We start from the raw sequence: 13,904 nt of genomic DNA on the forward strand, positions 1-13,904 counted from the left end.
AGCCCTTGATTACCTGAGAAGGCGATTAAGGGCTTCTTGCCGCTTACAGCGGTCCTTGGGTTTCTTCATAGTAAATTCACAGCTTCTTCAATAGTTTGACATATGGTTTCACTGCATTTGCCTGCAATATAAGTTACAATAAATAGAAACCGGCTGAGAAAGCAAAGCCGATATTTGAAAGGGGAAGCACTGCAAATGAAAAAATGGTTACTATTCGCAAGCGCATTATGCCTAGTATTCGTTATTGCCGCATGCGGCGCGAACACTACAAAAGAGGATAATCAAGAAGCCAGCACAACCACCGCAGACAGCGGAGCAGCATCCTCGGATCTTGTTATCACGGCATCTAACTGGAAGTTTGATCAGAAGGAATATAAAATCAAAGCTGGAGAAACGGTTAATCTAAAGCTTGATTCTGTTGACGGCATGCACGGCCTAGAGATCAAGAACACGGATTACGAAGTCGCTACCGGCAAAACAGTGCCAGTCAGCATCAGCGAGCCTGGAAGCTACGAAATCGTGTGCACGGTTCCTTGCGGCGCGGGACACCGCGAAATGAAAGCTACGCTTGTGGTTGAATAAATCAATTTCAAGGTGAAAAGGGCAGTTCCACGGTCGACAACGACCAGAGGAACAGCCCTTTTCCAATACTCCTGTTACTGCTTCGTCAACAAACATACTAGCTGTCTTTTTACGTAAAATATTTACGTATAAAATAAGTCGGCGTACAGCTCCATGCGTGACAGTAGCTGTTGACCAAGTTACTGCCGTAGGGCGACAGCTTCTTGTCGCTTGGATTGTAAAGCTCCCAGAACGTATCCGCCCCGTCCTTGATCATCTCGCCCCAATAAGCCCGAATTTCCTCCAGCGCCTTCTCCTTCTTACCGCACAACAGCAGCGCCTCGATGAGATGGTGATAAAGGTACGGCGTAGACATTGAAATCGCCGGCGGCTGCTCGAATAAGCGGTCCAGCAGCGCTGCGCTTTGCTCCGGTTCCAGCACCTCGGCCAGCACCATCCAGATTTGCGTTGCCCAGGATACTTGGGCCTTGGAGCCGCTTATAAAGAAAGCTTGCTCTTTATCCCATAAATGCGTAAGCGCTGCGTCTGTCGATTGCTTAATCGCCAAGGAGATAAAAGACTGCGCATCGCTGTCACCAAGCCCTGAAGCTAGAGCTAATCCTCTTTTTAGGCAATAGATCAGGACAGCCTGCGCGCCTGCCTGCTTATTCAGCTCTTCATGCCAATCGAGGAAGCAATACCAGGTATCGTCATCCTTGACAATGCCCCGCTCGTCAAGACGCTGCAGGCCAATGCGAAGCTGCTCCGCCGCAATGGGCCACAGCTCATCAAGCGTATCGCGATCCTTCGTCGCCTCATAATAGTCATACAGGGTAGCAACGAAAAACAGCGCATAATCATATAAATAGATGTCATCTATAAAAGGGGAAGGCTTCTCATATAAACAAGCGCCTACCTGCCCATCCTCAAGCAGCATTCCGCCAAAGAGATACAAGCATCTTTTGACAAGAGCGTTGCTGTTGAAGGTTTCGTAATTCGCGAGCGCCTGAAGCCGAAGATCTCCGATCCAAAGTCTCCGGTCCCGCTTCGGGCCATCCTCGAAAACGGTATGCATACAGTCCTGGAGCGTCTTAATACCGATGCGGTCAAGCTCCCTCAGCTCCTCGGACATATGATCCGGAAGCGGCTTCACCTGTGCAACGTCACCCGAGGTTACTGTGGTGCAATGCACCTCCGGAAACGAAACACTGTAACGCTGAGACGCCGCGAGCACGATGATTTTCAAGTAACGGAAGGTATAGCGCCTAGGCAGGGTAATCGTTCCCGGCAGCACATCCACGTTTACGATTTCATCCTGCAGCCACGATCGGCTCAGCCAGCCATCGTAATCGTCAAAATCCTCCCCAATCTCGCAGGGCATTTCCCCAAAAATCAATTTCAAGCGAAGAGGGGCATCGGCATTGCTGTTTACATTAAGAATCGACAGTGTAAGGTATCCGACATGATGGTCACCGAAATCGAGCGTAACGCTATCGCCTTTGCCCAGTACGCGGCCTGCCAGTTCTTCGGCTGCGCCAATGCGCTCCGTTCGCCAGCCCTGGAATGCCTCGGCATCTTTCACGACGTCTATGATATGAGCCGGATAAACCTTCTTTTCATATAAATGTGGAATTAGCGACTCTGCCCGTTCCACGAAAGGCTGATTCACCTGTTTGCTTTTCATTGTTTGATCTCCTGTTCCCTCATAATAATGTCCTGTTTCCTGCCTGCTCTCAAAAGAAAACGGGGGGTTCCCCCCGCCGCCTAAACATACGGATCAGCCCTTCACGGCTCCCACCGTCATGCCGCCGACAAAATATTTTTGCAAAAATAAAAAGGCAATGAGCAGCGGCAGCGCGCATAAGAAGCAAGCTGCGAACAGGACGTTCCACTGCGTCGGATTTTGCTGATCGCCGAGGAATCCCAGCATCGCCAGCGGCAGAGGCGAATCCGCTGCTTTGGAAATAAAGATCATATTAAAGAAGTAGTCATTCCATATCCATACGCCCTGCGTGATGACGACGGATACCGTTACCGGAATCAGCAGCGGGAATACGACAAGCCAGAAGCGGCGGAACAGCCCCGCTCCGTCGATGTGGGCTGCCTCCTCCACTTCTTCGGGTACGCCGCTTCTAATGAAGCCCGTGTACAAAAACGTGGAAAAAGGAAGACTGCATGTAATAAACATCAGAATCGGCGTGTACTGCGACGTAGGAATATGAAGTGAATTAATCATCTGCACGATCGGGATAAGCACCATTTGAGAAGGCACGACTAATCCCGAGAGAAAGAACAAGTACAGGAATTTGCTCCATTTGGTTTTGAGCCTCGCCATCGGATAAGCAGCCATGGCTGCAAGCAGCACGACAAAAATGACGGAAATCCCGGTAAGAACTATGCTGTTCCACAGCGCTTCCGTGAAGTGCATGCGCTCGAATGCCGTACGGTAGCTCGCAAAGGACACTTCGCTGAATAGATTAAGCGGATTGGCATTGTTTTTCGGATCGCGCAGCGAAGTCGACAACGCAATGATAAGCGGAATCAAATTGACAGCCATGACAAGGATAACGCCGAGCTGCACGAGTGTTTTTTTTGTCACAGAGCCGATAGTCATGCCGACACCTCCCGTTTGTTCATACGGATGACAAAGGCTGCGGTAAGCACGATGATCAGGGCAAAGGAAATCACGCCAAGCGCAGATGCTTTACCGAATAGCTGCTCCGTAAAGGCCATCTTGTAAATGGAATAAATCAAGGTGTTTGTCGAAGTGCCCGGACCGCCATTCGTCATGATGAACGGGAAATCGAAGGCCTTCAAGCCATTGATGAGACTTAGCGTAACGTTAATCGTAATCGCGGTAGCCAGCAGCGGCAGCTTCACATGCTGCAAGAGCCGCCAAGGGCCGCAGCCATCCATTTTCCCGGCTTCCAACAGATCATTCGGTACGGTTTGCAAACCTGCAAGGAAAATAATCATCGTCGTGCCTATGTTTTTCCAGATTTCAACAAAAATAATCGCATATAAGGCAGAAGAATAGCTGCCTAGAAAATTCAAATTGTCATCGTTTATTCCGAATTTATCTAGGAAGGTTGAGATCATGCCGTAATCCGGCATATATACGTAGCTCCAAATGAAACCGACAACGATCGCGCTGAATAAGGTCGGAATATATGCCAAGGAGCGGTAAATCCCTTTTCCTTTAATTTTCATGTTTAGGAGCAGAGCAAGCGCAAGACCGATCACATTGCCCAGCACGACGGTAACCAACGTATAGATCAACGTATTTTTGACGGAAATCCCTAATGTATCTCCGTTAAAGAGAGCTTTATAGTTGTCCAGGCCGATGTACTGGTAAGCCTGGGAAAAGCCGTTATAGTCGGTGATACTGTATTGAAACAATCTTAGAATCGGAAAAATCCAAAAAATCAGATAGAAAATAAGGGCCGGTATCGCAAAAAAGTACATCGATTTTTTCATTACGGTCGAATTCATGTTGTTCCATCCTCTCCAGCTAACCTGGTACCGGCAGGGAAGACTTTCGTCTTCCCGGCAGATACTATCCGTTAAATAAGAAACGGTTTATTTATTTTTCCAAAGTTCCTGGAACTTCTCGTCCATCGCTTTCGCAACGTCTTCCGGCGTCGTTTTTTGGCCGCCGATTATTTCCGCGAATTTGGCTTGCATGACATCGGAAACGCCTGCCGGCCACATTTGGTTGCTGAAATATACCGAATTGCCGTTGGTTTGATAGTTCTCGTTCACTTCTTTGAATAGTTCGTTCGTCAAAGGCACATCCTTGTACACGCTGATGGAGCTGTTAGAAGCTACAAATGCCTTGAACAGATCCGATTCGCCATCGAACAAGTAGTTCAGGATTTCCTTGGCGGCATCCAGGTTCTCCGACTTCGCGTTCAGCGCGTAACCTGCGGCGGTTGCAGCGGATACGAAGGTTGGTTTGCCCGCATCGTTGCCCGGAAGCGAAGCAAAACCGCGGGTAAAGTCAGCTGCACCCTTGGAAGTCATGGAAGCATAATCCCATGTGCCAGTGAAAGTCATTGCGGCTTTGCCGTCGATGAACAATTGGGAAGCCTGCGCGCTGCCTGCTCCAAGTGAATTTTTTACGACGTAACCTTTATCGTAAAGCTCTTTGTACATCGAAATGGTTTTCACCCATTTTGGATCATTAAGCGATTTTTCGCCGTTTTGAACCTTTACGTCAAAATCCATTTCATCCGGATATACTACGTTGGCAGCAATCGGATACATACCGAATTGAATCACCCATGGATCTTTATCGCCAAGCACGATCGGCGTGATGCCTGCATCCTTCAGCTTTTGGCACACTTCAAGGAAAGAAGCCCAGTCCTTCGGAAATTCAGTCACGCCCACTTGCGCCAGCATTTCCTTGTTGTAGTAAACGCCTAGGTAATCAAGGCCCTCTGCAACTCCGTAAGGCTTGCCTTCATAGGACATATCTTCCTTCGCGCCGGTACCGATATTGTCCCAGAACTTCAGATCAGACAAGTCGGCGGCAAAGCCTGCTTTAGCGAAGTCGATGACGCCGCCGGCTGCATTTTTAGGGAAAATCCAGAAAATATCCGGTCCTTGTCCCGCTGCCAGCTTTGTGCGAACCGAAGTATTGTATTGATCGTCAGGAAGCTTTTGCACTTCAAGCGTAATGTTCGGGAATTTTTCCTTTACTAGGCGCGGAAGCGTCTCCAGCTCAAAGTCCTCTCCCTCCGAAGCTTTATTTCCGGACATCATCATCGTGAGCGTAATGGGCTCCGCTGCATCCGTTCCGGCATTTTTGTCACCCGCCTCGTTAGCGTTGTCACTTGCTGCCGGCGTATTCGCCGCATTTGAAGCACCATTATTGGAGCTGCAAGCGCTGAGCAGAACGAAACAAAATACTAAAATTGCCAGTCCCATTGTTTTTAATGATTTCATCTGCATTTCCCCCTGTTACATCGATTGTTTGTTGCAGGCTTGCTTTGCCCTGCCATTTCATGAAGCGCTATTGCCTTGAGCACACTTTTATAATAATGTGATAAACAGTATAAATGCTTTGGCTAATTTGGTGCACTATTTTTAGATTAGACAAAAATGGGGGATACGTGTATGCTCTTTTTTAATATTAAAACCAAGCTCTTTCTAGTTCTTGTCCTAGTATCCATTGTGCCCATTATTGTCGTTACTGTCAGTTCTTATCGCAGCTATACCAAGCTCGTCAATGAACAAACCTCCCTAATCGCCTCTACAACGATCAACAATTCGGTAAAAAGCATTGAGGATATTTTGCAAAATATAGACCGCATCTCGATAACCATACTGCAGCAATCGTCCAGCGTAACCGCTTACAACACCGTTAGCGACGAGCTTAGGAAGCTGCGTAATACAAATGACCAGTATGAGATCTTTATTACCAGAGCCCAACTCAAACTCATCTTTGAAAATATTCTTCTGGGTTATAATTACATTAATGGCATTTATTTATTTACTCCGGATGGGAAGTTTATCAGCTACGGAAACGGAACCGATTTGAATGTCGATTACGTACCCTTTGAAGACGAGTGGTACAAGCAGACGGTTGCCGGCAAAGGCTCGCTGTACATCGGAGATGTGGGCGTCAAACCTTATATTATTAATGCCAAACCCTCCATCGGCTTCTCGCGGTCGCTGTATGATCCCAATACCAATGAATTTCTCGGCGTCTTTATGCTCGATTGCAGCATGAATATCTTTGCAGGCTTAAACCGGAATCCCGCGCCGAGCCTCTCCAACATTTATTTGGCGAACGAGAGCGGTAAAATACTGTTTGACGGCACCAACAGCCATATCGGCGAATATCTGCCCGATGGACTGCTTAGTAAATCCCTGGCAATGTCCGGCTCTAAGCAGCAATTCAGCGATTCCGAAAGCTTAACGGTCATCCAGGCGGTTCCGAGCAATAATTGGAAGGTGATTGCCAATATATCCGTTGCCAAAGTATATGAAGAATATGGCATTTCACAAAAACTGATTATTTATATATCGGTATCTTGCGCCGTTATTTTTCTGTTTCTTTCCTTCTTCTTGTCCAATCTAATTACCAAGCCGATCATCCAGCTAACAAAGGCGATGCGCAAGAACAAATCGCAAAAATTCGTCACGGTTAAAGCCGACAAAAAAAGAGTGGATGAAATCGGCATCCTCTACCATGAGTACGGCAAGATGATGGACGATATCGATACGCATATCCGCGAGAGCTACCAGAACCGCATTTTGACCATGGACTCGCAAATGAAAGCGCTGGAAGCCCAGATTAACTCTCATTTCCTGTATAACACGCTTGAATCGATTAACAGCATTGCTGAAATCGAAGAGGTGGAGAGCATCGTTGTCATGACCAAAGCACTCGGGGATATGTTTAGGTACAGCATCAAGACCGACAGTGAATTAGTCGCAGCGGCCGAGGAAATCCAGCATGTGGACAATTACATGGCGATTCAGCAAATCCGGTACGGCGATAAATTATTGTTTATAAAAGAAATTGAAGAACCGATTTTGCAAAACAAAATGTTGAAGCTGCTGCTTCAACCGCTCGTAGAGAACGCGATCTACCATGGGCTAGAAAACAAACGAGGCAAAGGCAGCATCACGATCAAAGGTTATCAGAGCGAGGAAATGATCTTCTTCGAAATAAGCGATGACGGGGTGGGCATGTCACAGGAGCAGGTCACGGAGCTTAGACAGCTGCTTGCCAAGCCGCCGGAATTCTCGTCCATAGGCCAGCGTTCGAAGCAAAGCATTGGCATCAAGAACGTCCATTCTAGGCTTGCTCTCTACTATGGCTTGGAGGACGGAGTCACCTTTGAAAGCGAAAAAAATAAAGGCACAACCGTCAAAATTGCAGTTCCGTCTAATTGGGAGAAGAGGTGATCACACGATGTATTCATTCATTATCGTAGACGATGAACCCTTGATTCGTAAGGGGCTGCTCAAAAAAATAAATTCATTCAGCCAAGAGCTTGCCTTCGCAGGCGAAGCGGACAACGGTACAGATGCTTTGGAGTTAATCCGCAGCCTGGACCCGGATATTATATTTACGGATATGCGAATGCCCGAAATGGACGGGAAATCGCTAATGAAAATCGTTCACCAGCAATATCCCGACAAAAAAATGATCGTCATCAGCGGACATTCCGACTTTGACTACATGAAGGAGGCGATATCCGCCAAGGTCGTCAGTTATTTGCTTAAGCCGTTTAGCCGGGATGAGATCCATCGCACGCTCGAACAAGCGATCGAAGCGCTTGACAAGGAACGGTCCGTCAAGCAGGAAGTCGTATTGAAAGCAGCCGAAAACGAACAAATCAGCTATCATTCCGATATTCAATCCCTGCTGCATCTTATCATCGGCATTCAGCACAGAGACAAGCTGCCTTCCTTTCAATCGCTCCGATTGAAGGAAGCATTGGCTGCGCGCTATCATATTTTGCTGACGCTGTATGCGCCGGATTCGAATGTCCAGGAAATAAACGGACTGCATCGGGATTATGTTTATATCCCCCATTCCCAAAGCGATAAGCTGGCTTTCATGCTGCTCTCCTATCCGGAGGACCAAGACCAATCAGAATCCGCCATGGTTGAGCATGCCGCACGAACGGCAGAATTGCTGATCGATTCGATTAGCGTTCGGAAAGGCGGCGAAGGCTGCGTAGGCATCAGTTCCGTCATCCGTGAATTCAATATGCTGCACCAAGCGCATCTTGAAACCATTGCCGCGCTGGATCAACGGTCGATCGCTGATTTTGGCCGCTGCTACCTTTATAACAAACAGGCCGCCGCGCAGGATGTCTTGCTCTGGGAAAGAACGCATGAGCTGCTATTTCTGGTCGAATCGGGCCAAACCGCGAAGGTAAAGGAGCTCGTCCTCGATTTCTTCGCCTTTTATATCCGCCAGCCCGCAGTCTCGCTTGCACAGCTAAAAGAGCAATGCAGGGCAATGATACAAGAGGTCAAAAAAATATTGTCTGCTTACTTGCAAACACATGCCGACGGCTCTCCTTCTTCAAGCCTGGAGTCGGTACTGAACATTTCCTTTGATCTCGATTCCATCCGGGAGTACCTGCTCACCGTATTATCGAGCACCGCAGACCTCCTGAAGGATAGCTCAGCTTATTCATCCGAAAATGTCATCGATAACATCAAAACATATATCCACAAAAATTTTACGAAGGATTTGACGCTGGAAAAAATTTCTTCGCTTTTTTATCTTAATCCCAGCTATCTAAGCTTCCTGTTCAAAGAAAAAACGGCGCAAAATTTTACCGATTATATTAACCAGCTGCGCATCGAGCAAGCAAAAACGCTTCTGAAAAACACGGATGACAAGGTTTATAGGATAGCCAAGCTTCTAGGCTTTGATAATCCGAAATACTTTTTCCGCGTATTCAAGAAAATGACAGGCCTGACCCCCGAAGAATTTCGAAAAAGCTAAAGCATACACCAAAAACCAGCCTGCCCTCTTTCGAGGCACAGGCTGGTTTTTGGTTCCTTTATTTAAGAAATAAGGCCAACGACAACGCTATGCGCCCGGAGGGCAACAGCTGCAAGCTCAGCGCGCGTAATCGTGCCTGAAGGCTGCAATTGCTGCGCCGGCGTTCCTTTGAAAATACCGTATTTAATGGCGGCCGCCATCGCCGTACGGTTCTCTGCGGAAATGCCGGCCGCATCCGTGAAGCCTTGAAGCAGCCCGCTTACTTCCGTCTCGCTAAGCGTAATGTCTACACCGGCATAACGAAGGGCGTTTGCCAGTACCGCAGCCATTCCTTCACGGGACATTGGCGTGTCGGCCGTTAACGTTGAATAGCTCACCAGCCCATGCTGGCCGGCAGCTCTCACGACCGAATCATACCATTTCGCATCTGCTGCGTTTTTCTCGGGAGATAAGCCGAGCACATGAAGCGCGACCATCAGCGTTTGCGCTTTCGTTGTAGGCGCTCCCGGCTGCATTGTCGATGGCGAAACGCCGTTGATCAGCAGCAGGCTGTTCGCCTTGGCTATCTCGCCTGCATACCATGCACGGTCTGCCACGTCCGTAAATTTACGCTCAGAGGAGACGGCTGCATAGGTGCCGCTCAAGGAAACAAGCGCTTTTATGACCGTATTCCCGCTCGCGTCTGTCGTAATTTGGCTTGGGACCGGCGTCAATGTCCCGTCATCGGCAACCAAAGCCAGTGTTGTAACCTTTTTGCCGGCTTCTTTCTCGATCGTAACGGTCGCCGTGGCATAAGAGCCGTTCAATTTGCCTATTTCGATACCCACAGGCGCCCCGGACAACGTTACGCCTTCAGCCTTGATCTTTTTCACTTTTGCCGTATCTGCTGCACTCGCTGCCGTAACCGTAACGGCTGGCGATTCCGTGCCGGTCGTACCTCCTCCTCCTGAAGAAGCCGAGGTAATGTTAAGGGTCAGCTTATTGCTGTCCGTTACATTGCCGTCAAAGGCGGCTGACTTCGCTGTGATGGCAATCGAAGCGGCTTGCGCGGTCCCGCTGAATTGCAGCGCTGCCAGCTTGCTTGTTTCATCAATAGTGATAGCTGCCAGCGTCAAGCCGCTTGTAGTTGAATCAAAGCTCCAGTTCTCTATATCGGCTGCAGAAGCTGCAAAAGCAGCGCTATCAGTCTTAATGACCGCAACTGGGTTTGCTTGGCCTGCAATAAGCTGGCTGGCAGTACTGATTGCCGATTCGCTCTCGAAAGCCAAGCTGTCGATACGGAGATCAGCCGCTTTGAACACGACATATAGATCATGCTTGCCTTTCAGGGCCGTATTGCTTAAATCTGCTTGAACATCGACATAGGCCAGCTCCGTAACCGGAACGGAAGCATTGGCAATGGTGTAGGACTTAGGCTGCGTCGCCGGAACCTCGATCATCGCGATAGGCGCGCTGCTTGGGGAATCCGCGTGCAGGGTAATGATACCGCCCGCAGCATCGGAGGCAACCGAAGCCTTAACGCTTTTTGTGCCTGTCAAATCCACATTCGGTATCGCCGCATAGGAACCATTCAGTTTGGATCTCACCGCATAGTATCCGCCGACTACTTTTTTCGCCTTCAGATTTTGCGCGGTGCGTTCTTTGGACACCTCGTGATAAATGACTTCATGGGAAGCAAACGCATGGTCAAACACGTTAAACGGCTTGTAGACTTGCAAATCAGCGATTGCATCGCCATTGATTTGAATGGTCTTTTCTGCGCGAATATCCTTGGAGGATGAACCTGCCATCAAGGTAAAAGCGCCATTTTCTACAATAAAGCGATTCTGGTTGACATCCCAAATGCCAAAGTCATTGGCATCAACCGAGAGGGTAACCGTCTTGGTCTCTCCGGCTGCCAGAGCGATTTTCTCGAACCCGACCAGCTGCTGCTTGGGAGCGGAATCGCCATAGCCCGATTCGTTATTTTTAATGTAAAGCTGAACGACTTCCGAAGTATCGATGGAGCCTTCATTTTTCACTTTGACGGAAACGGTAAACGGCTCTTTCCCGCTTGCGCTGTCAGGTGCCGTAAATTCGCTGTAAGAGAAGCTGCTGTAAGAGAGCCCGTATCCAAACGGATACGTAATCGGCGCATTCGTATACATATACGTAAGCTCGGACTCTATCGGATCGGCATTCGTCATATCTAACGTAAATCTCGGATCAATCGTAGCCAGCGAGGCCGTCTTGTTTCCTTCGGGAATGACATATTTGTTAATCGCCGGGAACGCGGACATGTCGGCATACCAGGTCGACGTCAGGCGGCCCGTCGGTGCATAATCGCCGTAAAGCACCTGAGTCAGCGCATAAGAATCATATTGCCCTCCGTATGGCTGATACACGATTGCCGAAACATTCGGGTTGTTTTGAATGTCCTCCAGCCCGACCGGAAAGCTGCTTTTGACAACGACAACGGTCTTCTTGCCTTGTGCGGCGAAGGCAGCAGAAACCTTGTCCACAAGCTCGTAATCGGCATCGCCCATATACAAGCTGGAGCGGTCATTCCCTTCTCCGGCGCTATGACGCGGAACCGCGCCAACGAATACAACGGCATAGTCGTCGATCGCCGCTCTTGCCACGGTATCCTGGCCGACTTCCTTCACTACCGTTTCTTTAAATTTCACGTCTGCGCCTCGGATGGCTGCATTCGAGACATTCCCAAGCGGTGCTGCAGCTGTCTTCAGCTTGGCATCCGCTCCCGTAGTGATCAGACGCCCGTTCGCATAATACCAGTTGATAAAATCGCCGGAAAACCCGCTTCTATAGCCGTTCGCAATCAGCGACAGGGTTTGGTCTGCGTTTGTCTCGATGCGGAGCCTTGGCGGAATCGCGCTCGTGTTGCCGAGCATCGCCGCTAAATCCCAATCGTTGTTGGTTAAATTTAATCTTGTTGCGTCTGTATTGCCTACGGCAGCATTATTCGCCGTTGGAGAAGTCACCCATCGATTGTTTTTAAGCGAAAGCAGGCTGTAGCCCTCCTGCCCCCAATCGAACACTTGGAACAGCTGGGACGTGTCGGCTGGATTGAGCGGATCCTCGGTTGTTACAAGCTGAGCTCCGCCTGCAATAACAGCAGGATCATAGACATTAGCCGTAACCGTTTGATTATTGCTCATCGCGGTGAGCGCTATCACTTTGCCGGCTGAATCGTAAGAGACGTGATTTGCCCCGTTTGCGTTAATCAAGGCGAGCAGCGGCGAGATGCCTGATTCCGGAAGGGCTGGCGTCGTGCCTACCGAATAGGTCGTTTTAAATCTTGCATCCGCATAAACGCCGGCAACAGCCGCATTTTTGTTTTTTGCCAAAGGCAGGACACCGTCATTTTTCAGCAAAACAATGCTTTCTTGCGCAGCTTGCAGCGCAACCTCCTGATGCTCCGGCACGCTGTAGGTTGCTGCCGCTGCCGTACGCACATCCTTGGCATCCTGGGCAAACGGATAAAATTTAGGAATGCCGTTTTCATCTGTCTCATTAAAGATGCCGACACGAACCATCTGGTTGACATGCGGCCTGGCTGCCGTGACCAGATCCTCGGCGGTGATGCCATACTCTCCTTTATTCACAAGCGCAACCAGGTCCGGCACATCCGCAGGCGTCGTGCCTGACGGCCGTCCCGCATTTGCTTCGGCCAGCGCCATCAACACGGTCGCATGCGTGCGGTCGATGGCATAATTCGTATCATAGCCGTTGCTAAGATTGCCAGAATTCGATACATGGGCATCCCCGTTAAAGTCTGGCGAGCTGTAGACGCCGTATTTGGAAAAATCATTCGCATGGAGCTGCAGCGGAGATAAGATATTAGGAATGCCGTTCGTCCGTCCGAATGAAGTCATGACCCCCGCTATGGAACCGGATGCCAAGCCCTTCAGCGGACTTCTTGTCTGGTATTCGAACATGGACCTTGCACCCGCGCTGTTGCTCGAGCTCTCGCGGAACCACTGCGCATTGTATACGGAATAATGCTTGGTTCCTACTGCCGCGCGCATCCAGAATCCGTCCTCGCTAACCGCTTGGTCAATGCCGCTTAGACCGGATGCCATGTTATCGATCAAGGTGCCAGCCATATACGGATCTTCCGAATAACCTTCGTCAAAACGTCCGCTTAAAGGGTTGATCCGCATATCGCTGACCACCGTAAACGCGACAGTCGCCGATGCATTAGCGCCCCCATGGATATTCGACTCGCCTTGCTTTACCTTCAGAAGGCTTATTTTTTCACTTCCCATTACCTTGCCGATATCCGTAAGAAGCTCCTTATTCCAGGTTTGTCCCATGCCGACCAATGCGGGGAAATCGGTTGAAACGCCCTGGACATTATCCGCAGCCGCCAATGCGCCCGGAATGACCTTGCCTGCATTCGGCCCCTGTGTAAGCGTGTAATGGTTGCGTGAACCTGTCACATAAACGGCTGGACCCTCGAGTCCGGTATATTCAAAATAAGTGTTCACGTAAGCGTCCAAATGCTCCGGATTGCCGTCGAACAACGGCATGCCGTCAAAGACTCCTCCGCTTTGCGTTTTGAACGCAATGCTTTCTGCCGCATGTACGAGCGGCGCTGCATTTGCTGTTATGCCCGTGGCCAGTACCCCCGCAAGCACCAAGGACAACATTTTTTTTCCCCATTTTCGCTGGGTTGTTTGGTTCATTTTTTCGCTCCCTTTCTGCTCTCGTTTTGCAAACGCTTTCATCTCGACCCAAATTTATTATACGATTGTATACGGTGTACTTTGTTTTTACCTTTTGGTGTAGTAATTTTAGATTTTACCTCATTTTGTCATTCGGCCGGCTTCCGAAATATAATATTTTTTTGCTTTTGAACAAA

8 protein-coding genes are annotated in these 13,904 nt (G+C 49.2%); 3 read left to right on the top strand and 5 right to left on the bottom strand.

What is annotated here, in order from left to right; genetic code table 11:
* Positions 1-195 precede the first annotated feature (195 nt).
* Positions 196-582, top strand: coding sequence for a cytochrome C oxidase subunit II (locus MRBLPE1_RS07810; protein ID WP_364143663.1), 387 nt, complete (start codon positions 196-198; stop codon positions 580-582).
* Between the two features lie 109 nt (positions 583-691).
* Here MRBLPE1_RS07810 and MRBLPE1_RS07815 read toward each other — a convergent pair whose 3' ends face one another.
* The 4 genes from MRBLPE1_RS07815 to MRBLPE1_RS07830 all read right to left on the bottom strand — a co-directional run bounded on the left by MRBLPE1_RS07815 (position 692) and on the right by MRBLPE1_RS07830 (position 5,508).
* Entirely contained in the window at positions 692-2,245 is a 1,554-nt protein-coding gene (locus MRBLPE1_RS07815) for a sugar hydrolase (RefSeq protein WP_364143664.1), read from the bottom strand.
* Between the two features lie 93 nt (positions 2,246-2,338).
* Positions 2,339-3,175, bottom strand: a complete 837-nt coding sequence (locus MRBLPE1_RS07820) for a carbohydrate ABC transporter permease (RefSeq protein ID WP_364143667.1) — start codon at positions 3,173-3,175, stop codon at positions 2,339-2,341.
* The gene (locus MRBLPE1_RS07825; RefSeq protein ID WP_364143670.1) at positions 3,172-4,053 is read right to left on the bottom strand and encodes a carbohydrate ABC transporter permease; all 882 of its coding nucleotides are present in this window, start codon (positions 4,051-4,053) and stop codon (positions 3,172-3,174) included. The genes MRBLPE1_RS07820 and MRBLPE1_RS07825 overlap by 4 nt, the downstream gene beginning before the upstream one ends.
* An 87-nt stretch (positions 4,054-4,140) precedes the next feature.
* Positions 4,141-5,508, bottom strand: coding sequence for an ABC transporter substrate-binding protein (locus tag MRBLPE1_RS07830; protein WP_364143673.1), 1,368 nt, complete (start codon positions 5,506-5,508; stop codon positions 4,141-4,143).
* A gap of 171 nt (positions 5,509-5,679) precedes the next feature.
* On the opposite strand from MRBLPE1_RS07830, the gene MRBLPE1_RS07835 reads away from it, so the two are divergent.
* Together MRBLPE1_RS07835 and MRBLPE1_RS07840 are read left to right on the top strand one after the other, a co-directional pair.
* Positions 5,680-7,479 carry a cache domain-containing sensor histidine kinase gene (locus MRBLPE1_RS07835; protein ID WP_364143675.1) on the top strand — a complete coding sequence of 600 codons (1,800 nt, stop codon included), beginning with the start codon at positions 5,680-5,682 and terminating at the stop codon, positions 7,477-7,479.
* A 7-nt stretch (positions 7,480-7,486) separates the two neighbouring features.
* A complete protein-coding gene (locus MRBLPE1_RS07840) occupies positions 7,487-9,040 on the top strand; it encodes a response regulator transcription factor (RefSeq protein WP_364143678.1) in 1,554 nt (517 codons plus the stop codon).
* Positions 9,041-9,102: 62 nt separating this feature from the next.
* Here MRBLPE1_RS07840 and MRBLPE1_RS07845 read toward each other — a convergent pair whose 3' ends face one another.
* Positions 9,103-13,728, bottom strand: coding sequence for a glycoside hydrolase family 3 C-terminal domain-containing protein (locus MRBLPE1_RS07845; RefSeq protein WP_364143680.1), 4,626 nt, complete (start codon positions 13,726-13,728; stop codon positions 9,103-9,105).
* Between the last annotated feature and the right edge of the window lie 176 nt (positions 13,729-13,904).

Origin of the sequence: Paenibacillus sp. LPE1-1-1.1 (assembly GCF_040676435.1) — a bacterium.
In the GTDB taxonomy this organism is placed as follows: Bacteria; Bacillota; Bacilli; order Paenibacillales; family Paenibacillaceae; genus Pristimantibacillus.